The following is a 23669-nucleotide window of genomic DNA, read 5'->3' as shown; positions in this document are numbered from 1 at the left end:
GGACGGGTCCGGGGTGTTCGACACCAATAGTACCCAGCGGAGGCAGGTGTGACCAGCGCGAGCAACTGGGCGTTCTATGAGCGCCACTTCGCCCCGGCGCGGCTGCAGCACTATCTCGCCCGCGCCCAGGGCGATCACGTCATGGCGATGGAACTGTACCGGTGGAACGTCGCGATCTCCGGCGCCTTCTGGCAATCGTTCGCCTACTTCGAGGTGGCGTTCCGCAATGCTCTCGATGCGCGTTTGGCCGAACGTCATCTTGCGCTTGGACGTTCGGGCCATTGGGTATTCGACGACTTCCGAGAGCTGGGTCGCGACGGCAACGGAGTAGATAAGCACCGCCAGCCGTACAAAGACATCGCCGAGAGCATCGGCCGCGTCAGGCGAAACCGCAAGCCGCTGAACCCCGGCCAGATTATCTCCGAACTGCCGTTCGGGTTCTGGCACCAGATGGTCTCCCGCCGCCATATGTTCCTCTGGCCCGATATCGCCGGCGCGTTCCCCCACGCACCCACGCGCGACCAGTCGACCATTCAGGACCCTGTAAAACGACTGCGCGAGCTACGGAACCGGATCGGCCACCACCACCGGGTGTGGTCGGAAGATGTGCAGGCTCGCTACGGCGACCTACTCAGCGTCGCGGGATGTATCGACCCCGCGCTGGCAGAGTTCATCAACAAACGTAGTCAGGTGCCTGGCCTACTCAGGTGGGAAATCTGACTTACTGATCGTGCGCAAAGCCAGGGTTTCGGTCTGCCCCGGGTGCACCTGGCCTTGCGACTCGCCCGACACCCACGGTGCCGCGCTCAGGTCCGACGGTAGTGGCCGATTCCTCGATAGTCACTCACACAGGCCGTCTCCCACTTGCCCGTCGGCTCCCTCTCCTTGTCATCGACGCTGAGTGCCCCCGACGATGTCGCCGCGCGAGTGGAGGCCCATCCCGCCCGAACGGGCCATTCTGACGGGCCAGGCGATCGGACGTAGCCGGGTGAGTGCAGCGCACGGCGCTGCGTCCCTCGGGCGGCCTCATCGCGGGGTCACATCTGCTCACGTTCCCCCAGGTCGCCTTCTCGCGACCCGAGCATTTGCGACCACTCGCCGAGGAAGGGCCCAGCCCACCGTGCGGCTACGGGCCGCCCGGCGACCCCGGGCGACCGGCCAGGTTAGGCGACCGGCCGGGTCAGGCGAAGGGCAGCCCGGGCACCAGCTCCCCCGCCAGCCCGGCGACCGCGCCGATCACCGTGATCGCGGGCGGCCCGACCCCCGCCTCCGCCGCCTGCCGCGCGATGGTCGCCAGCGTCCCGCGCAAGACCCGCTCCACCGGCGTCGAGCCGTTCTCGATCAGCACCGCCGGGGTGTCCGCGGGCATCCCCTCGGCCAGCAGCTCGGCGGTGATGGCCGGGAGGGTCGTCACCGCCATGAGCAGCACCAGCGTCGTCCCCGACCTGGCGAGCGCGCCGTAGTCCAGAGTCGACTGCGGATCGCCGGGCGGCACGTGTCCGGAGATCACCGACACTCCCTGCGAGAGCCCACGGTGCGTGGCCGGCACCCCGACCAGCGCGGGGACGGAGAACGCGGAGGTCACGCCCGGGATCACGGTCACGGGCACCCCGGCGGCCGTGCACGCGAGGTACTCCTCGGCGCCGCGGCCGAACAGGAAGCTGTCCCCGCCCTTGAGCCGCACCACCGTGCGGCCGCGCCGGGCCTGCTCGATGAGGATCCGGTTGATCTCCTCCTGCGGGGTGGCGGGGCCAAACGGCACCTTGCCCACGTGTATCACCTCGATACCCGGGTCGAGCTCGTCGAGGATCGACACCGGCCCCAAGCGGTCGGTCACCACCACGTCCGCGCTGCGGACGGCGTCGAGGCCGGCCACGGTCATGAGCCCCGGATCCCCCGGCCCGCCGCCGACCAACACCACCCGGCCCGGGCACTGCCCGCCGCCGACGGCCCGGTCGGCGCGATCCTCGCCGGCCGCCGCATTCTCCGCCGCCATTAGGCCGTCGTCCCTTCTCTGCGTCGCAGTAGATACACATCCATCACCCAGCCGAACTCGGCGCGCAGCCGCTCGCGGTTGGCACGCAGGTCACCCAGCACGTCGCCGACGCGGCCGGCCACCAGCGTCTCGCCGCCGTCGCCGAGGTTGCCGCCCCACCAGATGTGCCAGTCGGCCAGCTCGTCCGGCGGAGGCTCGGCGTTGAGCATCACCACGACGTTGTCGGCACCGGCGGCCACGACCTCGCGCAGTCGTCGACCGGTGGTCACGGTGACGGTGCCGCCGACCTCGTGCAGCACCAGCCGGTGCCGCGCGGCCAGAACCTGCAGCGCGGAGATCCCCGGCAGCGCCTCCACGTCCAACGCCAAGCGGCCGCGCTCGGCGATCCGATCGAGAATCCGCAGCGTCGAGTCGTAGAACGCCGGGTCGCCCCACACCGGGATCGCCACGTCACCGGGCCGCGCGGCCATCGCGCGCTCCCACGCCAACGAGCGCGCCTCATGCCAGTCCAGGACCACGCCGCGGTAGTCACCGTGGGTGGAGGTCGACGACGACGAGCGGTCCCTCTCCGGATCGGGCACGCCCACCAGCTCCACGTCCGGGGCGTGCCGCGCGAGCAGCCGCACGCGGAGATCGACCAACGGGTCGGCCGGGCCCTTCACGGCGGCGAGGGCGTAGGCGCTGGCGCGCAGGGCCTCGGCGGCTTCGATGGTGATCTGGTCGAGCCCACCGGAGCCGATGCCCACCACGCGCACGCGCCGCTTCTCAGTCGCCATGGGAGTCCTCGAGATCGCCCTCGACGTCGAGGTAGACCTGCCGCATCTGATCCATGACCTCGGCGTTCGGCTCGGCCCACATGCCGCGGTCGGCGGCCTCGGAGAGTCGCTCGATCATCCCGCGCAGCGCCCACGGGTTGGACTGGCGTAGGAAGTCCTGCGTCTTCTCGTCGAGGACGTACTCGCGGGCCAGGGTGTCGTACATCCAGTCCTGCACCACGCCGGCGGTGGCGTCGAACCCGAACAGGTAGTCCACGGTCGCGGCGAGTTCGAACGCGCCCTTGTAACCGTGCCGCTGCATGGCGGCGATCCAGCGCGGGTTGACCACCCGGGCCCGGAACACCCGCCGGGTCTCCTCGGCCAGGGTCCGGGTGCGGATCGCGTCCGGGGTGGTGGAGTCGCCCACGTACGCGCGCGGCTCGGCGCCGGTGAGCGCACGCACGGTGGCGATCATCCCGCCGTGGTACTGGAAGTAGTCGTCCGAGTCGGCGATGTCGTGCTCGCGGGTGTCGATGTTCTTGGCGGCGACCGCGATGCGCCGGTAGTTGATGCGCATGTCGTCGGCGGCGGGCACCCCGGCCAGGTCGCGGCCGTAGGCATAGCCGCCCCAGCGGGTGTACACCTCGGCCAGGTCGCGGTCGTCGCGCCAGTTGCCCGCCTCGATGGTCTGCAGGATCCCCGCGCCGTACGACCCGGGCGCCGAGCCGAAGATGCGGGTGGTGGCCCGCCGCCCATCGTGGTGCTCGGCCAGGTCGGCGCGGGTGTGGGCCGCGATGAAGTTGAGCTCGTCCGGCTCGTCGAGCTCGGCGACCATCCGGACCGCGTCGTCGAGCATCGCGATGACGTGCGGAAACGCGTCGCGGAAGAAGCCGGAGATCCGGACCGTCACGTCGACGCGCGGACGCCCCAGCTCCTCGGTCGGGATCACCTCAAGGCCCGTCACCCGGCGGGAGGCCTCGTCCCACTCCGGGCGCACGCCCAGCAGGGCCAGCACCTCGGCGATGTCGTCGCCCGAGGTGCGCATGGCCGAGGTGCCCCAGATCGACAGCCCCACCGAGGCCGGGTAGGAGCCGGTCTCCTCGAGGTGCCGCTCGAGCAGCGAGTCGGCCATGGCCTGGCCGGTGTCCCACGCCAGTCGAGACGGGATCGCCCGCGGGTCCACGGTGTAGAAGTTCCGCCCCGTGGGCAGCACGTTGACCAGGCCCCGCAGCGGGGATCCCGAGGGGCCGGCCGGGATGAACCCGCCGTCCAGGGCGTGCATGACCGCGTCCAGCTCGTCGGCCGTGCCGGCCAACCTCGGTACGACCTCACGGGCGGCGAAGCCGAGCACCTGCGCCACCTCGTCGTCGTCGCCCCCCAGACCGTCCCCACGGTCCCCGGCGTCACCGGACACACCGGCCCCACGCATCTCGGCCAGGACCTCGGGCACGGCGGCCACGTCCCAGTCGCGCGCCTCCATGGCCTCCACCAGCGCGCGTGCTCGCGCCTCGACGCGGTCGACCTCCTCGGTCGGCGCGCCCTCGGCCAGGCCGAGCGCGCGGCGCAGGCCCGGCACCGCGCCGGACTGCCCGCCCCACACCTGGGACGCGCGCAGGATGGCCAGCACCAGGTTGACCCGCGCCTCGCCGTCGGGCGCCTGGCCCAGGACGTGCAGGCCGTCGCGGATCTGGACGTCCTTGATCTCACACAGCCAGCCGTCCACGTGGAGGAGGAAGTCGTCGAACTCCTCGTCATCGGGACGCTGCTCCAGGCCCAGGTCCTCGTGCATGTGCGCGGCCTGCATGAGGGTCCAGATCTGCGCGCGGATGGACGGCAGCTTGGCCGGGTCCATCGCGGCGATGTTGCCGTACTCGTCGAGCAGCTGCTCGAGCCGCGCGATGTCGCCGTACGACTCCGCGCGGGCCATGGGCGGGACCAGGTGGTCGACGATCGTGGCGTGCGCGCGGCGCTTGGCCTGCGCGCCCTCGCCGGGGTCGTTGACGAGGAACGGGTAAATGAGCGGCAGGTTCGCGATGGCCGCGTCGGTGGCGCAGTCCGCCGAGAGGGCGGCGTTCTTGCCCGGCAGCCACTCCAGCGAACCGTGCTTGCCGATGTGCACCAGCGCGTGCGCGCCGAAGCCGTGGGCCAGCCAGCGGTAGGCGGCCAGGTAGTGGTGGGACGGCGCGAGCTCGGGGTCGTGGTAGATCGCCACCGGGTTCTCGCCGAAGCCGCGGGGCGGCTGGATGAGCAGCACCACGTTGCCGGCCTGCAGGGTGGCCAGGACGAGCTCGCCGGCGTCGTTGACGAACAGGGTGCCCGGCGCCTCGCCCCACGCCTCGACCATCTCGTCTCGGAGGGACGCGGGCAGGTCGGCGGTCCAGCGGAGGTAGTCCTCGGTGGAGATCCGGACGTGGCTCTCGGTGAGCTGGGCGGTGGTGAGCCACTCCTCGTCCTGGCCGCCCGCGTCGATGAGGGCGTGGATGAGGGAGTCGCCGGCGGCGGTGTCTGTGGCGAAGGCGGCCTGGTCCAGGAATGTCGCGACGGGACCGTCGGCGGGGCCGAGGTCGTAGCCCTCGTCGCGCATGCGGCGCAGCAGGCGGATGGTCGAGACCGGGGTGTCCAGGCCGACCGCGTTGCCAATGCGGGAGTGCTTGGTGGGGTACGCCGACAGGACCAGCGCGACCTTGCGGTCGGCGGGGGCGACGTGGCGCAGGCGGGCGTGGGCCACGGCGATCCCGGCCACGCGCGCGCACCGCTCGGGGTCGGCGACGTAGCGGGGTAGGCCGTCGGCGTCGATCTCCTTGAACGAGAACGGCGCGGTGATGATGCGCCCGTCGAACTCGGGGATCGCGATCTGGTTGGCCGAGTCCAGCGGGTTGACGCCGTCGTCCGAGTCCGCCCAGTCCTCGCGGCTCCACGTCAGGCACAGGCCCTGCAGCACGGGGATGTCCAGGGCGGCGATGCGCTCGACGTCCCACGCCTCGTCGTCGCCGCCCGCGCTGGCGGCCCCGGGCGTGGTGCCGCCGGCCGCCAGTACGGTCACGATCAGTGCGTCCAGCGTCCCGAGGGCGTCGAACAGCTCGTCGGGCGCCGAGCGCAGGGAGCCGGCGAAGATCGGCACGCCCACCCCGCCGGCGGCGTCGATCGCGTCGGCCAGCGCGTGCGCGAAGCCGGAGTTCCCGCTCACCTCGTGGGCGCGGTAGTAGAGCACGCCCACGCGGGGGCGGCCGCGGGGGCCGCCCGGCGACTGGTCAGACCCGCCCGCGTTCTCCCAGGTCGCGTCGCGCGAATCGCGGCGTTTGTGACCACTCGCCGCGGAGTCGGCGCCCGGCCGCTCCGGCATCCCCCACACCGGCACGTTCTCCGGCGGCTCGAACCCGGCGCCGGTGAGCAGCACGGTGTCGGCCAGGAACGCGTGCAGCTGCGCGAGGTTGCCCGGGCCGCCCTCGGCGAGATAGCGGTGCGCCTCGGCCGCGATGCCGATCGGGACCGTGGACAGCTCCATCAGGTCGGCGTCGGGGGTCTGCTCCCCACCCAGGACCACTACCGGGACGCTCGCGCCGAGCACGGCGGCGAACCCGGCCTCCCAGGATCGTCGGGAGCCGAGAATGCGGACCACCACCAGGTCGGCGCCGTCGAGCAGTGCGGGCAGATTCGCCTCGACGTCGAGTCGGGACGGGTTGCCTAGCGTGAACGCCGCGCCGGATTCGCGCGCGGAGAGCAGGTCCGTATCGGAGGTGGACAACAGGGTGATTCGGGGCACGTCGTGCTGTGCCGAGGCGCCATCAGGGGACGCCGAACGCCGGGTGGGGCGCATGTTCTTCTCCAAACCCTCGTGGAACTCCTCGCCGTGGCCGGTCTCCTGGCTTTCGCATCGACGCCGTGCGACCGACCTTCCCGGACCGGTGGGCCCAGTGGTCTCCGCCCCGTGAGGGACGGACGAGGGTGCGCGACTCCGCGACTACAGTGGCGAGGGCCGCGCCGGCTTTTCCTCCGGCTTCCCGAACACCACGGCACCGGCGAGCCTATCCGGCGCACCCCGCCCGTGGCCGACCGGCTGCCTCGCGTCAGCCGGGGTCGGACATCCCGGTCAGGGGAAGTCCACCACCGCGAGGTTGAGGGGGAGCTCGTTCATCCGCGGTTCCGGCGAGAGGCTCGCCTCGTCCACGAAGCTGCCGGACAGGAAGTCGTCGGCGTCGGCGATCCGCTGCGGCGGGACCTGCCCGGCGTAGTCAAACCCCTTCAGCTCGTACGGCAGCGAGTCGGCCTCGAGCAGGCTCGGCCCGTCCATGAGCTGGAAGTGCAGGTGCGAGGCGTTGGCGTTGCCGGTGTTCCCGAGCTTGCCCAGCACCTGGCCCTCGGTCACCGTGTCGCCGGGTTTCACCGTGACCGAGCCGGAGATCATGTGTAAGTACATCGCGAAAACGCCGTCGCCGAGGTCGAGCACCACGTGGTTGCCGTCCACGTTCTCGACGGTGAGCTTGGAGGCCAGTTCCGGGTTGCTGGCGGGCAGGACCCCCGGCGCGTTGGCGTCCATCCCGTCGAGGACTGAGACGACGGTGGCGTCGGCGACGGCGAGGATCTCGGCGCCGTAGTCCACGTAGCTCTCGTTGTGGTTCCTGTCGCCCGTGAAGAACTCGCCCTCGTCGTTGGTGCGTTTCCAGTCGATCGCAAAGCGCTGACTGTTGTTGAGTTTGCCGTTGACCGACATCACCGAGCTGCGGTGCGGGAAGCCCGGTTCGCAACATCCGTTGAGGGCCACCCAGTTCTCGCCACGCACGGGCGGCGCGATGACCGGCACGGTGCGGGTGGAGAAGGCGACCTGCGTCGTGAGGTAGTCGATGGGTCCGGGCTCACCGAACGCCGGCGAGGCGACGCCGGTCCCGTAGAGCTGGTGCAGCACCGCGTCCGGGGCCTGGTCGAGCGAGTCGAGGGTGAAGTCGATGAACATGACCCGGCTCTCCTGCGGCGGGATCTGCGCGGTGTCGACGTACCCGGCGGGCAGGTCCCGCAGGCGGTTGCAGTCGCCGAAGACGCAGTCCGGATCCACCAGCTCGGCGGCGGAGAAGCTGGCGATGACCTTGGAGGGATCGGCGCCGTCCACCACATCGATCTTGTCCACGCTCGCCGGCACCTTGGTGGCGTTGGTGAGCTGCAGGTCGTAGGCCACGTGGTACTTGCCGTCGGTGCCCTTGAACGGCAGCGGCGGGTTGCCGATGGGAATCATCGTCAGCGCGGTGAACGCGTCCGGGACGGTCACCCCAGCGACGGACCCGGCGGCCGGTTATGCCGTGGTGGTGGTGGCCGCTTCGGCGGCGGCGAGTTCGGTGGCGGCGTCCGACGAACACCCGGCCGCGACCAGTGCGACTGCGGTGAGGACGGAGGCGAGAAGGGTGGGTACGCGGCGAGGTGTCACGGTGGAGCTCCGTTTCTTCAGTTATGAAGAGAAACTTACCACCGGGGATCGGGAAAATGAACGCGCGCGTCGGGCTGCCACAATGGCCCCCGTGAGCATCGCCGAACCCACCCGCCGGACCCGTGGCGACCTGTGCCCGGGCGTCCTGCGGCCGTGGCCGGCCTCCGACGGCGCCCTGGTCCGACTGCGCGTGCCGGGTGGCCGCGTGTCACCGGCGGCCCTGTCCGCCCTGCACGGGGTCGCCGTGAGATATGGCGACGACGACAACGTGCACGTGACCACGCGTGCGAACCTGCAGCTTCGGGCCCTGCCGATCGGTCCGGACGGGCAGCTGCCCGGCGAGGTGGTGGCGGCGATCGCGGAGACGGGCTTGCTCCCCGCGCCCGGGCACGAGCTGGTGCGCAACGTCCTCGTCTCGCCGATGACGGGCCTGGTCGGTGGCAGCGCGGACCTGCGACCGGTGACTGACGCGCTGGACGCCGGACTGCTGGCCGACCCTGCGCTCGGCGGTCTGCCGGGCCGATTCCTGTTCGTCCTGGACGACGGCCGCGGGGACCTGCTCGACCGCTCCTGCGACCTGGGCCTGGTCGCCCTGGATGCCGACACCGCGCAGCTGCGGGTGGGTGAGGCGTGGTCGGACGTCGTACCGCTGGCCGAGGCCGCCGACCGGCTGGTCGAGCTGGCCCGCGCCTTCGTCGACGCCCGTGGCGTCGGTCCGGACGCCCCGTGGCACGTGCGGGAACTGCCAACCCCCCTCGTCGCGGCCCGCCCTGCGGACGGCCGGCTGCCGAGCCCGGCCCCGGTGCTGCCGTACGGGCCGGTCGCGGGGTCGGCGGGGCAGATCGAGCACATCGAAGCGCCGGGCGGGATCCTCGACCGCCACTCCATCGCCCGGCTCACCGGCGGCGACGTCGACGAGCTCATCGTGACCCCGTGGCGCGGGGTGCTGGCCGTCCGCGAGTAGGCTGCGGGCTGTCCCACGGCGAGGAACCCGGTGCAAGTCCGGGGCGGTTCCGCCACTGTGAGGCCCGTCGAGCCGATGGGCCCAGCCAGATACTCACCGGGGATCAGCGCGCTCCCACCGCGTCGCTGCGACTTCTCACACCGGGGCGAGAACCCCGAGGAGGACCCCATGAGCGCTGCCCTGAGGCCGCCGCGTCGCTACGACTACGTCGACGACGGGCCCGCCATCTACGTCGACTCCTTCGCGACCATCCGCGGCGAGACCGACCTGTCCCGCGTTCCGACCGACGCCGAGCGACTCGCCGTGCGGATGGTCCACGGCACCGGCCAGACGGACCTCGTCGACGACTTGCAGGTGCACCCCGGACTGGTTAGCGCGGCGAGGTCGGCGCTCGACGCCGGCGCGCCGATCCTCTGCGACGCCCACATGGTCGCCTCCGGGATCACCCGGGTCCGGCTCCCCCACGAGAACGCCGTGGTGTGCACCCTGTCCGATCCCGGCGTTCGCGACCTGGCCGCGCGGATGGGCACCACCCGCTCCGCCGCCGCGCTGGCGTTGTGGGGCGACCGCCTCGACGGCGCCGTCGTCGCGATCGGCAACGCCCCCACCGCCCTGTTCCACCTGCTGGAGATGATCCTCGACGGTGCTCCCCGGCCCGCCGCGATCGTCGGCTGCCCGGTGGGCTTCATCGGAGCGGCCGAGTCCAAGGCAGCGCTCGCCGAGTTCGCCGACGACCACGGCATCGACATCCCCTTCGTCACCGTCCACGGCCGGCGCGGCGGGTCCGCGATGACTGCCTCCGCTGTCAACGCCCTGGCCCAGGAGGCGGAGTGACCGGCCGACTGTACGGCGTCGGCGTGGGACCAGGCGATCCCGAGTTGCTCACGCTCAAGGCCGCCCGGCTCGTCGGCGCCGCCGACGTCGTGGCTTTTCACGCCGGCCGCGGCAAGGAGTCCAACGCTCGCCGGATCGCCGCCGACCTCATCCCTTCTGGCGCGATCCAGGAGCGGCTGGAGTACCCCGTGACCACGGGCGTCACCGACCACCCGGGCGGGTACGCGGGCGCGATCGCGGACTTCTACGAGCGCAGCGCGCAGCGGCTGGGCGAGCATCTGGCCGCCGGCCGGGACGTGGTCCTGCTCTCGGAGGGAGACCCGCTGTTCTACGGGTCCTTCATGTACATGCACGACCGGCTCTCGCCGAGGTTCGAGACCGAGATCGTCCCGGGCATCCCCGCGTTCGCCGCCGCCACTGCCGCGGCCGCCACTCCCCTGGTCCGGCAGACCGACGTCCTCACCGTCCTGCCCGGCACCCTGCCCGAGCCCGAGCTCGCCCGACGACTTGCAGACACCGACGGCGCGATCATCATGAAGCTCGGCCGCAACTTCCCCGCCGTCCGGCGGGCCCTCGAGGCGGCCGGTCGGCTCGACGGCGCGGTCTATGTGGAGCGGGCGTCAACCGACGCGGAGGCACATCACCCGGTCAGCGAGGTCGACCCGGACTCCGTGCCGTACTTCTCGCTCATCGTCGTCCCCGGCGACTCTCAGCACTCCGACCCCACCGGCCGCCGGCCCGCGCAGCTCTCTGCACCCGAGGAGCCCTCCCCGGGGCGTACCGCCGGCTCGGTTGAGGAGCAGTCCCCAGCATCGCGCGGCGTCGTGCACGTCATCGGTCTGGGCCCGGGCCCGACAGAGTGGCTGACCCCGGAGGCTTCGCAGATCCTGTCCGAGGTCGACCACGTGGTCGGCTACGCGCCGTACGTCGCCAGGGTTCCGCAGCGGCCCGGGCTGCGTCGCCATTGCTCGGGCAACACCGTGGAAGTCGACCGGGCTGCATTGGCACTGGAGGTGGCCCGCGCGGGTGAGCAAGTGGCCGTGGTCTCGGGCGGCGACGCCGGGGTGTTCGGTATGGCCTCGGCGGTCTTCGAGGCCGCGGACGATCCCCGCTTCGCCGACATCGACATCCGCGTCGCGCCCGGCGTCTCGGCCGTGCAGGCGGTCGCTGCGCGGGCCGGGGCCCCCATCGGCGCGGACTTCGCCGTCATGAGCCTGTCCGACCGGCTCAAGCCGTGGGAGGTCATCGAGCGCCGCCTCGACGCGATCGCGGCGGCCGACCTGGTGCTGGCCGTCTACAACCCGGCCTCGCGCTCGCGCACCCGTCAGGTCGCCGACGCCCGCGAGGTCCTGCTCCGCCACCGCTCCCCGACCACGCCGGTGATCGTGGGCCGTGATGTTGGGCGAACCGAGGAATCCCTCACCGTGACGACTCTCGCCGACCTCGACTGCGACTCCGTCGACATGAAGTGCCTGCTCATCGTGGGCGCCTCTGGGACCCGGGTCACGGAGTCGGGACGCGTGTGGAGTCCGAGGTTTGTGACGTCGTGAACTCTGATCACTCGGGCATCGGCTAGACCCGAAGCCAGTATTGGCTCGCCAAAGCTCGGAAGTCATGGAGGCCTCCCGCGATCTGAGGCCGGTTTGGGCCGACTACTTGGGAGGGCGACATGACCGACATCTACTACGCGGACGATCTCGAACCCGGCCAACTATTCCCACTCGGGAGCTACACCATCACCGAGGAGGAGATCGTCACCTACGCACGACAGTGGGATCCGGTGTTCATCCACACCGACCCGACCGCGGCCGCGACAACCCCGCTCGGTGGCGTCATCGCCAGTGGACTACACACCTTGGCGATCTACCAGCGCTTGGCCGTGCCCGCCTTCTGGTCCCGTTTCACGGGAGGGGTGGGACGCAGTTTCGAGATTCAGTTCCGTCGGCCGGTGCGGCCGGACACCACATTGACCGGACACCTGACAATGCAAGAAACGACTCCACGACCCGAACGCGGCGATGCGAAAGTCACCATAACCGCAGAACTCGCCGACACCAGCGGCGAGACCGTTCTCGAGCTGACCAACCATTCCGCACTCCCGCTCCGCAGCGCCGCCGCAGGCTCAGCTTGATTGCTGCCACCACACCGGAGAATCGCTGTCCGCGGCCGCGAGACTGACACCCTGGGACTAGACCGACCACTCAAGCACTGACGTGCGCGGGGAGTGCAGCGGGGTTGGGCGGACAGATGACGGGGAGGTGCAAGTTTGCTAAAGCAGTTTCGTTCCTGGCGTCTCTGCCGTGCAGGGGAGTTCGAGGGTGAATTGTGCTCCGAGGCCTGTGCCGCGGCTGCTTACTCGGATTCGTCCTCCGTGTGCTTCGACCAGTGCTCGGGTGATCGCCAGGCCGATTCCGGTGCCGCCCGCGTTTCGGCCTCGGGCGGGATCGGCTCGGTAGAAGCGGTCGAAGAGATGATCTAGGTGCTGTGCGGCGATCCCTTCCCCGGTGTCGGAGACGGTGATCGCGGCTGTGTTCGTTCTCGAACGAACAGCGCTGAGGGTGACGGTCCCTCCGGTCGGTGTGTGTCGTAGGGCGTTGTCGAGGAGGTTTCCCAGTACCTGTCCTATTCGCTCGACGTCCACAGTGACGTCGGTTGGTTCGATCTCACCCATGTGCAGCTGGACACCTTTGTCCGAGTAGCGTTCGCGTGCTGCGTTGACTGCCGTTTCCACCAGGGCTTTAGTGGTGGTTCGGGCTGGTTGCAGTCGTGTGAGGTGTTCTTCTGCATCGGAGACGTCGACAATGTCCGACGCGAGGCGTTCGAGCCGCCGGGTGGCCGCCCACAACACCTGCCTTGTGGAGTCGTCGAAGGTACGGACTCCGTCGTCCACGGCCTCGAGGTAGGAGTCGATGGTGGCCAGCGGGGTGCGCAGCTCGTGGCCCAGATCCGCGAGCATCCTTCGCCTGGTGGCGTCTGTCGCATCGAGACGCCTGGCCAGTTCGTTGACGCTGGTCGCCAGATCGTCGAACTCCCGGCCAAGTTTCGGACTCGCCATCCGGGTCTCGTAGTGCCCACGCGCTATGTCTGCCGTCGAAGTGGTAACCATGGTGACCGAGCGCTGGACCCGGCGGGTGAGGTACCAACTGGTGAGCAAGGCCACCAGGACCGCGATGGCCACCGCCAGCCCCCAAGCCAGGACTATGGCGACCGTGAAGGCTTCTTCGACGTGGGCTGCTTCGTTCGAATCGTGGTCGATGCCGGCTTGACCGAGGTGGTCGTGGAAAATGCCCGGGGCCAGGGCGGAGGCGACGAGCCACGCGCTGACCGCGCACCCGACGACCACACTGGACATGGCCAGAAGCAGGCGGGTTCCGAAGCTGAACCCAGCGACGCGTCGGCTGGTGCGGGGCCGAGTTTCAGTCGCGTCCGGCGATGGTATGTCGTTCACTGGCCGGTTCCCATGCGGTAACCAACTCCTCTGACCGTGCGTACGAAACGGCCTCGGGAGGCATCGTCGCCCAGCTTGCGGCGAAGGTGACCGATGTGGACGTCTACCAAGTGGTCATCACCCACCCAGTTCGGGCCCCACACGGCGGCCATCAGCTGGGCTCGGCTGAAGACGACCCCAGGGTCGCGGGCGAGCGCGGCGAGGATGTCGAACTCGGTGCGGGTCAGCGCGACATCGGCGCCGCCGACGGTGACCTCTCGGCCCGCGGTGTCAATAGTCAGGTCGCCGACGGTTTGTACCTGTTCCGGCGACCTGCCGTGGTGGGTTTCGGTGGCGCCGGTTCGAGGTCTGCGCATCATCGCCTGGATCCTGGCCGAGAGCTCGCGTGGGCTGAACGGTTTGGTCATGTAGTCATCCGCGCCGACGGACAGGCCGATCAGCGTGTCGACCTCCTCGGTCCGGGCCGTGAGCATGACGATGTAGGCGTCGGAGTGCGTTCTGACCTGACGGCATACCTCGATCCCGTCCAGCCCGGGCAGCCCCAGGTCGAGAACGATGACATCGGGATCGATTCGGCGAGCCAGACCCACCGCCTCCTGTCCGTCCCCGGTGATCGTGACATCGAACCCGTCGCGCTGGAGATAGGACCCGACCAGGTCGGCGAGGGGCTCCTCGTCATCGACCACCAGCGCCCGCGGACCGGCGTGCTGCTGGGGATGCGAACTGCGAGCGCCAGAAACGGAAGGGGGCATGCAGGCCATCTTCGCCGCAACTGCTGGAAGTCCTTCACCCGAGTGGGCGCCTTGACCGAATCTTCACACGATCTCCATCCAGAACGCTCGGGTGGCCGGTCACCATGGGCGGTCGAGTCGGACACGGGAGGTACCTCATGCTCGGATGGGTCGCATTGTCGGTCGGCGCCGTGGTCGTCACCGCACTGTGGGCGTCGACCCTGCTCCTGGTCACTGCCCTGTTCGGGCCGTCGCCCTCGGCGGACGACCGGTGAAGGAGTTGTCGCGGCGGGCATTTCTCATCGGTTCGGTCCTGGCCGGCGCGGGTGCGGTGACCGCCTGCAGCGAGCCGGGGCCCTCGGGGGTGCCGGTGTCGGCGTCGGATCCGGCGATCCGGGACCTGGAGGCCGAGCGGCAGCGACCGGGACAGCAGGTGGTGAACGCTCGGCTGTCCCCGCGCCCGGTGGAGGTCGATCTCGGTGGTCTCGTGGTGTCGACCTGGGCATTTGCTGACACTGTTCCGGGTCCGGTCCTGCGGGCCCGGGCAGGAGATCTGCTGCAAGTCGAGGTGGATAACCAGCTCGACCAGGCGACGAGCGTGCACTGGCACGGCATCGCCCTGCGCAACGATATGGACGGAGTGCCCGGTCTGACCCAGGACCCGATCCCTCCGGGCGCCCGGTTCACCTACGACTTCACCGTCCCGCACGCCGGCACACATTGGTACCACTCACACTCCGGGCTACAGCTCGACCGGGGCCTGTACGGTCCGCTGATCATCGACGATCCCGCCGACCCCGGGGACTATGACCACGAATGGATCGTCGTCCTTGACGACTGGCTCGACGGCATCGACGGCACTCCCGAGGACGCCGCCGGGCGATTGGGCATGGATGCCCCCGGCGCTCAGGGCCGGCCGATGGCCGGAATGGGGCACGGCCCGATGGGGGGCGCCCGGTCCAGCAACCCGATGATGACCTCCCGGTTGCTCGGTGTCGCCGGGGACGTCCACTATTCGCACTACCTGGTCAACGGCCGAATCCCGGCCGATCCGATCTCATGGACTGCCAGCCCGGGCCAACGCGTGAAGATCCGGTTCATCAACGCCGGGGCGGACACGTTCTTCCGCGTCGCCCTCGGCGGACACACGATGACCGTCACCGACACCGACGGCTTTCCCACCGCTCCCCAGGAGACGGAGGCGATCCTGCTCGGGATGGGCGAGAGGGTCGACGCCGTGGTCACGCTGACAGACGGGGTGTTTCCCCTCTTCGCCGAGGCAGAAGGCAAGAACGGGTACGGGTACGCCCTCGTGCGCACCGGGGCCGGCGAGCTACCCGCCGACCCGCGCCCCGGCGAACTCGACGGACCGGTGCTGCTGGCCGCGGATCTGACCCCAGCGCCGGACTCTCGACTGCCCGGCCGGGGGCACGACCGCTACCTCAGCGTCGACATGGGCGGCAGCATGATGCCGTATCGCTGGACACTCAACGGGCAAACCCACCCCGACACCACGCCGTTGGAGGTCTCCCGCGGCGACCGGGTCCGGATGCGGCTGCGCAACATGTCCGACATGGCCCACCCGATGCACCTTCACGGTCACACCTTCGCCCTCGCCGACAGCGGGCTGCGCAAAGACACCGTCACGATCCGCCCCATGCGGACTATCGAGATCGAGTTCGACGCGAACAACCCCGGACAATGGGCGTTCCACTGCCACAACGCCTACCACCAGGAAGCCGGAATGATGACCACCTTGTCCTACCTCGCCTGACCACCACCCGATCGACACACCACCCGATCTTGACGCCGACCCGAAAGGACATCGACCACGATGACCCGCACCACTCTGCTCCTGCCCGCAGCCCTGACCGCCGTTGCCCTGACGCTGTCCGCCTGCACCGACAGCACCGACAGCACCGAAGCCTCGCCCGCCGCGCCCACCACCGCGGCCGGCGCCACCACGTCCGTGACCGGCACCGCTGCCTCCGGCCAGGACGAGGAGCATTCGCAGGCCGACGTGATGTTCGCGCAGATGATGCTCCCGCACCACCAGCAGGCGATCGAGATGAGCGACATCATCCTGGCCAAGGACGACATCCCCGCCGACGTCGCGGCGCTCGCCGAGGAGATCAAGGCTGCCCAGGGCCCCGAGATCGCGCAGCTGACCGACTGGCTGGAGCAGTGGGGCGAGGCGACCGAACCGCAGGATGGTCACGGCGGTCACGACATGTCCATGATGGAGGGAATGCTCTCCGACGACGAACTAGAACAGCTGTCCGACGCACAGGGAGCCGACGCCGCCCGGATGTTTTTGGAGCAGATGATCGCCCATCACCAGGGCGCCATTGCCATGGCCGAGGAGGAGGTCGAAGGTGGCCGCTACCAGCCTGCGGTCGAGTTGGCCCAGACCATCATCGACACCCAGCAGCAGGAGATCGACACCATGCGCGACCTGCTCACCTCGCTCTAACCACCCGATCGCCATGGGCCACACCGGCCCGGCACGACACCCGAGACACCACACCACGCGGAGAGGAAAATCCATGTTCTCCACAACGCGCTCTGCGCTCCCGCTCACGGCCGTCAAGGAAGCGTGTTCGTGCTGCTCCACGCCCACGGACCTAGAACGAATCGCCGCCACCGGCCGTCCGCAGGCTGACGATGACGCCGCCGTGGCCGCCGGCGCTCACACGAAAGTAGCCAAATGAGTCAGCCACACGATCACCACCACCATGATCGCCGCGGCGGACCCGGTGACGGTTCGGCCGGCCGCCCCGACGAGATGGCCACCTCGGTAGCCGAACATCATCACCCGGGCGCAGCTGACGACGCGGCGGGCCACGGCCACACCGGACAGCATCACTCCGGTCATGAAGACCACGGCGGTCATGCGGGGCACGCAGACCACGTCGGGCAGTTCCGGCGGCTGTTCTGGATCATGCTCGTTTTGGCAGTGCCGGTGGTCGGCTTCAATGACATGTTCGCCGACCTCATCGGCTACCAGCTGCCGGAGGCCGGCTGGGTGTGGTGGGTCTCCCCCGCCCTGGGCACGGTGATTTATCTCTGGGGCGGTCGGCCGTTCCTGACCGGCGCGCTGTCCGAGCTCCGCGCTCGCCAGCCCGGCATGATGCTCCTGATCGGCCTGGCGATCACGGTGGCGTTCATCGCCTCCTGGGGCGCTACCCTGCGCATCCTGGATCATGAGCTGAACTTCTGGTGGGAACTGGCCCTGCTGGTGGTGATCATGCTGCTGGGCCACTGGATCGAAATGCGCTCCCTGGCGCAGACCACCTCCGCGCTCGACTCCCTGGCGGCGCTGCTGCCGGATGAGGCCGAGAAGGTCGACGATGACGACGTCGTCATCGTCTCCCCGGCCGACCTGGTGGTCGGCGACGTGGTGATCGTCCGCCCCGGTGCTTCTGTGCCCGCCGACGGCACGATCATCGACGGCTCGGCCAGCATGGACGAATCCATGGTCACCGGCGAATCCAAGGCGGTCCGCCGCGGCATCGGCGAGCAGGTCGTCGCAGGCACCGTGGCCACTGACTCCGGCCTGCGCGTGAAGGTCTCGGCGACAGGGGACGACACCGCTCTGGCCCGAATTCAGAAGCTGGTGGCCGACGCACAGGCATCCTCCTCGCGGGCCCAGCGCATCGCCGACACCGCGGCCGGCTGGTTGTTCTGGTTCGCCCTCGCATCGGCCGTGATCACCGCGATCATCTGGAGCGCTCTCGGGTTGCCGGACGCGGGTGTGGTGCGCACGATCACCGTGCTGGTCATCGCTTGCCCCCACGCGCTGGGATTGGCGATCCCGCTGGTGGTCTCCATCGCCACCGAACGCGCCGCCCGCGGCGGCGTACTGATCAAGGACCGCCTCGCGCTCGAGTCGATGCGCACCGTCGACGCCGTCCTGTTCGACAAGACCGGCACCCTGACCAAGGGCGAACCCACCGTCACCGGAATCGAATCAATAGACGGGCACACCGCCAACGAGGTGCTTGCCGTGGCTGCAGCCGCCGAGTCCGACAGTGAGCACCCGCTGGCCAGAGCCGTGGTCGGGGCCGCACAGACCCGCGACCTGACCGTGTCGAAGGCGACCGACTTCTCCTCCTCCCCGGCCGTGGGCGTCAAGGCCACGGTGAACGGCACCGTGGTCGAAGTCGGCGGCCCCCACCTGCTCGATCAGCACGGACGCGATGAACTCCCCATCGCCGACCAGTGGCGAGGCGAGGGCGCGATCATCCTGCACATCCTCGCCGAGGGCCGGGTGATCGGCGCGCTGCGGCTGGCCGACGAGATCCGGCCGGAATCCCGGGACGCCGTCGACGTCCTGCATGCCGCCGGAGCCCAAGTCGTCATGATCACCGGCGATGCTCGCGCCGTGGCCGACACCGTCGCCGCCGAACTCGGCATCGACCGGGTCTTCGCCGGGGTCCGGCCAGAAGACAAGGCCGCCAAAGTCGCCGAACTGCAGTCCGAAGGCAAGAAGGTCGCCATGGTCGGCGACGGGGTCAACGACGCGCCCGCACTGGCCCAAGCCGACGTCGGCATCGCCATCGGCGCCGGGACCGACGTGGCGATCGGCTCCGCCGGCGTCATCCTGGCCTCATCGGATCCCCGCTCTGTGCTCTCGGTCATCGAACTCTCCCGGGCGAGCTACCGCAAGATGAAGCAGAACCTGTGGTGGGCCGCCGGCTACAACCTCGCCGCCGTGCCCCTGGCCGCAGGTGTCCTGGCCCCGATCGGATTCGTACTGCCCATGGGCGTCGGCGCCATCCTCATGTCCGCCTCCACCGTCGTCGTTGCTCTCAACGCGCAGCTGCTGCGCCGTCTCGACCTCCGCCCGGACACCGTCACCACAGCGATGCAACGAGGATGAATCCGATGAACACCACCCACTCCACTCGGAGACGAGCCGCGATCGCGCTCGTTGCCGCCGCTGCCCTGACCCTGACCGGCTGCTCGCCCCGGCCCGCCGAAAATGCAGTACCCAACTGGCCTCCCGCGTCGTTGGAGCACTACGACCTCGCCGGCCTCGACGCACCCCAGATCATCAACACGCTCGACACCATGCCGGTGGCCGACAGGCCGAACGATCTGATCGCCTCGGTGCAGCCGACAGAGCTGGTCTTGACCAGTGGCGATGAGAGCCTCGAGACGATTCCTATTCCAGAGGACCAGTTCTATCTGTCAGTGGCTCCGTATTACACGAGCACCCACCCCTGCCGATTCCACAGCCTGACCACTTGCCTCGGCGAGATCGCCAACGAACAGGTGCACGTCACAGTCACCGATAACGCCTCCGGTGACACCCTCATCGACGAACCGCGCACCACCTACGACAACGGCTTCCTCGGGCTCTGGCTACCGCGAGGCATCACGGCCACGCTCACCATCGACCACGACGGCAGAACGGCCACCGCTCCGATCTCCACGGGCGACGACGACCTCACCTGCCTGACCACTATGCAACTCGCCTGACATCCCCACTCGCGCCGATATCGCCACCGACGCGGCCACCCACCGGCAGGAAGGTAGTGCGGTCAGCATGGACCACAGCACACAGTCCCAAGACAAGCTCACTCTCACCGGATCCGTCGCGCTGGGAACCGGGGTAATGATCGGAGCCGGCATCTTCGCCCTGGTGGGCCAGGTCGCGGAATTGGCCGGCGGCTGGGTGCCGTGGGCGTTCCTCGCCGGCGCGGTGGTGGTGGCGTTCAGTTCCTACTCCTACATCCGGTACTCGGCCACCAACCCGTCCTCGGGCGGGATCGCGATGCTGCTCAAAGCCGCCTACGGGCCCGGGGTGGCGGCCGGCACGTTCTCCCTGTTCATGTACGTGTCGATGATCCTCGCCGAGTCCCTGCTGGGGCGGACCTTCGGCACCTACGTGCTGCGGCCGTTCGGCATGCAGGACTCCTCCCTGTGGGTGCCGGTGCTGGCAGTGTTCGCCATCGCCGCCGCCGCGCTGGTCAACCTGGTGGGCAACCAGTGGGTCGAGCGGTCAGCCACCGCTACCGCGGCGCTCAAGATCGTGGGCATCGCGGTGCTGGCGATCGCCGGCATCCTGGCCGCGGGCGTGTCCTCGCTGGGCCGACTGTTCACCGTCGCCGAACGCACCCCACCGGAGCACGGCTGGATGGGCTTTCTGGCCGGGGTGACCCTGTGCATCCTGGCCTACAAGGGCTTCACCACGATCACCAACCAGGGCGCGGACCTACGGGACCCGGAGCGCAACATCGGCCGCTCCATCATGATCTCCATCGCCCTGTGCACCGTCCTCTACCTGTTGATCACCGTCGCAGTAACCGCCAGCCTGACCGTTCCGCAGATCATCGGGGCCCGCGACTACGCCCTCGCCGAGGCTGCCAAGCCGATGTTCGGATCCTGGGGCGTCACGCTGACCGTGATCATCGCGGTGGTGGCGACGCTGTCAGGACTCATCGCGAGCTTGTTCTCTGTCTCCAAGCTCTACGACATGCTCCGCGACATGGGCCAGGTGCCGGGCCTACCCGGGGCCGGCGGACACCAGTCGCTCTACATCACAGCCGGCCTGGCGATCCTCATGGCAGCCTTCTTCGACCTGTCACAGATCGCCTCCCTGGGGGCGATCTTGTACCTGGCAATGGACATCGCCATCCACTACGGGATCGTCCGACGCCTCAAGGACGACGTCAATGCCAAGGCGTGGATCCCGTGGGTCGCGATCGTTTTCGACGTCGCAGTGCTCGTACCCTTCCTCCTGCTCAAGGCGCAGTCCGACCCACTCACGCTGGGCATCACCGCGATCGTGGCCCTAGTCATCATCACAGCGCAGTGGATCACCGTGCGTCACCGCTCCGCACAATGATCCGCCCTTCTGCGAAAAGCCGCTACAACGGGTATTGGACGCTTGTTATTACAAAGATTCTGCGAAGGTCGAACCGAGGGACTGCAGCCAGTTCTGCGCATCAGTAGCGTCGGCGTTAGCTGGGCGCCTCCAGCGACGACTCGGAGAAGAAGGGAGCACATCGATGTCTCACATCACTTCAATGATCGAAACCCACCCCAACGACGCTTCCGGCATAGACGTGCAGAAGCTTGCCGACTGCATCGCCGCGTGTCTCGAATGCGCACAGACTTGCACCTCGTGCGCTGACGCCTGCCTGGCCGAAGAGATGGTCGCAGACCTACGGAACTGCATTCGCCTCAACCTTGACTGCGCCGATCTCTGCGCAACCACTGGCAAAATCCTCAGCCGTCGCACCGGGCAGAACCTAGCCACGGTCAAAACCACGCTCGAGGCATGCCGGACAGCATGCGCAGAATGTGCCACCGAGTGTAAGAAGCACGAGGACATGCACGAGCATTGTCGAGTCTGCGCCGAAGCCTGCCGCAAATGCGAACAGGCCTGCACCGAACTCCTGTCCGCGATCAGCTAACGATCAATGCCCGGCCTGGTCGGTCGTACGACAATCGACCAGGCTGGGCCACCCGCCGATATCCAGACGTTATGACAAGTAAAAGGTGTCGAGGTGTCGATTGTGCGAACTCGACACCTCCCCGAATGGCTCGCAGCTCGTTCGAACTCGGGCTGCGCCTGACCTGCGAGCAGGTGCGCATCGCGCAGAACAACAAGGACCGCCTTGATTCAGCAAGGTCCGCCGACGGCGCCTGGGCGGTTCAGATCGTGGCCGAACTCGGCCGGGATGGGTTTGTCTCCCTGCTTGCGGGCAGCAAGAAAATCATCAACAAGTTGCACGCATCCGTCGTGGTCGACCGTGCAGAGCCCAGTGAGGCGAGCGAACACGACGGGGCCCAGGAGTTGAACAATCGCGAAGGTGGTGTCGATGTTGCCGAGCTGCGCCTGTACGTCAGGCTGTGTGAGGATGTGGTCAAAAGGCTGCCGGTACTCCTCGATGACTCGACTGCGCAGTGAGGTGATCGCGGCCGAATCGGCAGGATCGCCGCCGACTGATCCGATTGACAGCCAAGCCAGAGTCGTAATGTTCAGCGGCGCCTGGTCAATCAGGTCGGCTTGGGCCGTGAGAAGCGCGATGAGTTGGTCTCGTACCGACCCACTGTCGGCAGAGACCTCGACGCGAGGCAACAGCCGCTCGAAGGTCGCCGCAAGCAACTGGGCGGTCCCGCCGAAATGCCGATAGAGCGTGGCCCGCGCAACCTTTGACATTCGAGTGACCGCCTCGACGGTAACCGCCTCTACACCGCCAGTGCTCAGGAGATGCGTGGCAGCGTCGAGCAATCGTTTTCGTGAGCGCAGCAGTCGCGGATCGAGCTGATCGTCGTCCGTAGCGGGCCGGTCAGCACTCCAGTCGTTCACGCTCTCCCCTTCGGCCGACGGTCACTTCTCGTCCAAGCTAACCTGTCCAGCCAGCCGGATACTGTGATACTACTTGTCTCAGACCAAGACCGACCATCTCACAGCAAGGGGCCGGCGATGCACTCACCCCAACAGACCATCACCGAGTCATCCCGGTGGACCCGAGCCGAATGGTGGATGCTCACGGTGTCGTGCCTAGCCGTGGCGTTGGTGGTCGCGGCCATGGCCGCGCTGTATTCGGCATTACCGGAGATTGCGGTAGAGACTGGAGCGACGCAAGCCTGAGAATGACAAGCCCATTTGGCCCCGCTGTGCTGTTTTGATTTGGCCCCACCCTCGTGATGGGTGAGGGGTGGGCGCGCCGGTGGTCGGCGGCCCGGGCGTGTCAGGTGGTCGCGGGCTCCTTTCGGTGGTGGGCTGCGGTGGCGGCCAGGCGGTAGGAGGCGGTGCCGGTCTGGATGATGTGGGCGTTGTAGGTCAGCCGGTCGACCACGGCTGCGGCCAGTCGGGGGTCGGTGAAGGTGGTGCCCCATTCGCTGAACGGCGCGTTGGAGGCGCACGCGATCGAGGCCCGTTCCTCTCGTGCGGTGATGATCTGGAACAGCAGTTCGGCGCCGCGTGGATCGAGGTGGACGTAGCCGACTTCGTCGAGGCACAGCAGATCCAGGCGGGCGTACCGGCCGACCACGCGGGACAGTTGCTTGTCGTCGGCGGCTTCGACCAGCTCGTTGACCAGGGCCGCGGTGGTGATGTACCGGACTCGGCGTCCTTGCTCGGCCGCCGCGGTGCCCAACGCGATGAGCAGGTGGGTTTTGCCGGTGCCGGAGTCGCCGAGCAGGACCAGTGGCTCTCCGGCGTCGATCCACGCCCCGCCGGCCAGGTGCGCCAGGGTTGCTGGTGGTAGGTCGGGAAGCCGTGCGGGATCGAAGTCGGCGAGTCGTTTGGTGCGGGGGAATTTGGCCTCGTTGACTCGGCGCATTCGTCGGCGGGCGTCGCGTTCGTCGCACTCGGCCGAGAGCATCTCGGCTAGGAACGCTTTGTGGGTCAGGCGCTGTTTGGCGGCCGCTTCGGCCATGGGTATGGCCTGGTCGCGGATGGTGGGTAGGCACAGGGTCTTGGCGGCGGCACCGATGGCGGCTTCGGCGGCCGCGTCGGTCAGCGCCGTCATCGCCGGCGGGGTCTTGGCGCTCATGCGATGGCCT

At 68.8% G+C, this 23669-nt stretch carries 21 protein-coding genes, 1 pseudogene and 2 riboswitches; of the genes and pseudogenes, 12 read left to right on the top strand and 10 right to left on the bottom strand.

All coding sequences use genetic code 11. From position 1 onward, the window contains the following. Positions 1-48: 48 nt before the first annotated feature. Complete coding sequence (locus tag KHA85_RS12045; RefSeq protein WP_213185967.1) at positions 49-720, top strand: Abi family protein; 672 nt, start codon at positions 49-51, stop codon at positions 718-720. A 460-nt stretch (positions 721-1180) separates the two neighbouring features. Here the strand turns inward: KHA85_RS12045 and cobA are convergent, their stop codons facing one another. The 5 genes from cobA to KHA85_RS18320 form a co-directional block, all read right to left on the bottom strand. Then, positions 1181-1996, bottom strand: coding sequence for a uroporphyrinogen-III C-methyltransferase (cobA, locus tag KHA85_RS12040; protein WP_213185966.1), 816 nt, complete (start codon positions 1994-1996; stop codon positions 1181-1183). Then, complete coding sequence (gene cobF / locus KHA85_RS12035) at positions 1996-2772, bottom strand: precorrin-6A synthase (deacetylating) (protein ID WP_213185965.1); 777 nt, start codon at positions 2770-2772, stop codon at positions 1996-1998. The genes cobA and cobF overlap by 1 nt, the downstream gene beginning before the upstream one ends. Continuing rightward, a complete protein-coding gene (cobN, locus tag KHA85_RS12030) occupies positions 2762-6514 on the bottom strand; it encodes a cobaltochelatase subunit CobN (RefSeq protein ID WP_213185964.1) in 3753 nt (1250 codons plus the stop codon). Before cobN ends, cobF begins: the two co-directional genes overlap by 11 nt. Positions 6515-6586: 72 nt before the next feature. Further along, positions 6587-6779: riboswitch (cobalamin riboswitch) on the bottom strand. A 62-nt stretch (positions 6780-6841) separates the two neighbouring features. After that, positions 6842-8011 carry a M23 family metallopeptidase gene (locus KHA85_RS12025; RefSeq protein WP_308936944.1) on the bottom strand — a complete coding sequence of 390 codons (1170 nt, stop codon included), beginning with the start codon at positions 8009-8011 and terminating at the stop codon, positions 6842-6844. Between the two features lie 24 nt (positions 8012-8035). After that, a complete protein-coding gene (locus KHA85_RS18320) occupies positions 8036-8167 on the bottom strand; it encodes a hypothetical protein (RefSeq protein ID WP_272875152.1) in 132 nt (43 codons plus the stop codon). A gap of 91 nt (positions 8168-8258) precedes the next feature. Here KHA85_RS18320 and KHA85_RS12020 point away from each other — a divergent pair, with 91 nt between their 5' ends. The 4 genes from KHA85_RS12020 (at position 8259) to KHA85_RS12005 (ending at position 12096) form a co-directional block, all read left to right on the top strand. Further along, complete coding sequence (locus KHA85_RS12020) at positions 8259-9131, top strand: ferredoxin-like domain-containing protein (protein WP_213185963.1); 873 nt, start codon at positions 8259-8261, stop codon at positions 9129-9131. A 20-nt stretch (positions 9132-9151) separates the two neighbouring features. Beyond that, positions 9152-9226: riboswitch (cobalamin riboswitch) on the top strand. A 73-nt stretch (positions 9227-9299) separates the two neighbouring features. After that, a complete protein-coding gene (locus KHA85_RS12015; protein WP_213185962.1) occupies positions 9300-9965 on the top strand; it encodes a precorrin-8X methylmutase in 666 nt (221 codons plus the stop codon). Next, on the top strand, positions 9962-11515 hold the full coding sequence (locus KHA85_RS12010) for a precorrin-2 C(20)-methyltransferase (RefSeq protein ID WP_213185961.1): 1554 nt from the start codon (positions 9962-9964) through the stop codon (positions 11513-11515). Before KHA85_RS12015 ends, KHA85_RS12010 begins: the two co-directional genes overlap by 4 nt. Positions 11516-11634: 119 nt before the next feature. Continuing rightward, complete coding sequence (locus tag KHA85_RS12005; protein WP_213185960.1) at positions 11635-12096, top strand: MaoC/PaaZ C-terminal domain-containing protein; 462 nt, start codon at positions 11635-11637, stop codon at positions 12094-12096. Between the two features lie 138 nt (positions 12097-12234). Here the strand turns inward: KHA85_RS12005 and KHA85_RS12000 are convergent, their stop codons facing one another. Together KHA85_RS12000 and KHA85_RS11995 are read right to left on the bottom strand one after the other, a co-directional pair. Next, positions 12235-13317, bottom strand: coding sequence for a sensor histidine kinase (locus KHA85_RS12000; RefSeq protein WP_213185959.1), 1083 nt, complete (start codon positions 13315-13317; stop codon positions 12235-12237). A 92-nt stretch (positions 13318-13409) separates the two neighbouring features. Then, positions 13410-14102, bottom strand: a complete 693-nt coding sequence (locus KHA85_RS11995; protein WP_132062116.1) for a winged helix-turn-helix domain-containing protein — start codon at positions 14100-14102, stop codon at positions 13410-13412. A gap of 313 nt (positions 14103-14415) precedes the next feature. Here KHA85_RS11995 and KHA85_RS11990 point away from each other — a divergent pair, with 313 nt between their 5' ends. Both KHA85_RS11990 and KHA85_RS11985 read left to right on the top strand, forming a co-directional pair. Beyond that, on the top strand, positions 14416-15918 hold the full coding sequence (locus KHA85_RS11990) for a multicopper oxidase family protein (RefSeq protein ID WP_308936943.1): 1503 nt from the start codon (positions 14416-14418) through the stop codon (positions 15916-15918). A 60-nt stretch (positions 15919-15978) separates the two neighbouring features. Beyond that, a complete protein-coding gene (locus tag KHA85_RS11985; RefSeq protein WP_213185956.1) occupies positions 15979-16617 on the top strand; it encodes a DUF305 domain-containing protein in 639 nt (212 codons plus the stop codon). 216 nt (positions 16618-16833) lie between these two features. Here KHA85_RS11985 and KHA85_RS18400 read toward each other — a convergent pair whose 3' ends face one another. Next, positions 16834-17037 carry a hypothetical protein gene (locus KHA85_RS18400; RefSeq protein WP_131885927.1) on the bottom strand — a complete coding sequence of 68 codons (204 nt, stop codon included), beginning with the start codon at positions 17035-17037 and terminating at the stop codon, positions 16834-16836. Between the two features lie 48 nt (positions 17038-17085). On the opposite strand from KHA85_RS18400, the gene KHA85_RS11975 reads away from it, so the two are divergent. From KHA85_RS11975 to KHA85_RS11960, 4 genes are all read left to right on the top strand, one after another. Further along, positions 17086-19026 (top strand): heavy metal translocating P-type ATPase, encoded by a 1941-nt coding sequence (locus KHA85_RS11975; protein ID WP_213185955.1) that lies wholly within the window; start codon positions 17086-17088, stop codon positions 19024-19026. Positions 19027-19031: 5 nt separating this feature from the next. Continuing rightward, positions 19032-19628 carry a CueP family metal-binding protein gene (locus tag KHA85_RS11970; protein WP_213185954.1) on the top strand — a complete coding sequence of 199 codons (597 nt, stop codon included), beginning with the start codon at positions 19032-19034 and terminating at the stop codon, positions 19626-19628. 67 nt (positions 19629-19695) lie between these two features. Further along, a complete protein-coding gene (locus KHA85_RS11965; protein WP_213185953.1) occupies positions 19696-20997 on the top strand; it encodes an APC family permease in 1302 nt (433 codons plus the stop codon). A 163-nt stretch (positions 20998-21160) separates the two neighbouring features. Further along, positions 21161-21568 carry a four-helix bundle copper-binding protein gene (locus KHA85_RS11960; protein ID WP_063973295.1) on the top strand — a complete coding sequence of 136 codons (408 nt, stop codon included), beginning with the start codon at positions 21161-21163 and terminating at the stop codon, positions 21566-21568. 209 nt (positions 21569-21777) lie between these two features. On the opposite strand, the gene KHA85_RS11955 is transcribed toward KHA85_RS11960, so the two are convergent. Beyond that, positions 21778-22467 carry a TetR/AcrR family transcriptional regulator gene (locus KHA85_RS11955; RefSeq protein ID WP_061230162.1) on the bottom strand — a complete coding sequence of 230 codons (690 nt, stop codon included), beginning with the start codon at positions 22465-22467 and terminating at the stop codon, positions 21778-21780. A gap of 117 nt (positions 22468-22584) precedes the next feature. Between KHA85_RS11955 and KHA85_RS18075 the strand changes: the two are divergent. Next, positions 22585-22749, top strand: a pseudogene (locus KHA85_RS18075) (MFS transporter); the annotation flags it as partial. 103 nt (positions 22750-22852) lie between these two features. On the opposite strand, the gene istB reads toward KHA85_RS18075, so the two are convergent. Beyond that, positions 22853-23659, bottom strand: a complete 807-nt coding sequence (gene istB, locus KHA85_RS11950; RefSeq protein WP_213185975.1) for an IS21-like element helper ATPase IstB — start codon at positions 23657-23659, stop codon at positions 22853-22855. Between the last annotated feature and the right edge of the window lie 10 nt (positions 23660-23669).

This window comes from Dietzia massiliensis (genome assembly GCF_018390595.1).
GTDB classification, from domain to species: domain Bacteria; phylum Actinomycetota; class Actinomycetes; order Mycobacteriales; family Mycobacteriaceae; genus Dietzia; species Dietzia massiliensis.
The sequence above is the reverse complement of the archived record's forward strand: the minus strand, read 5'-3'. Positions and strand labels throughout refer to the sequence as shown.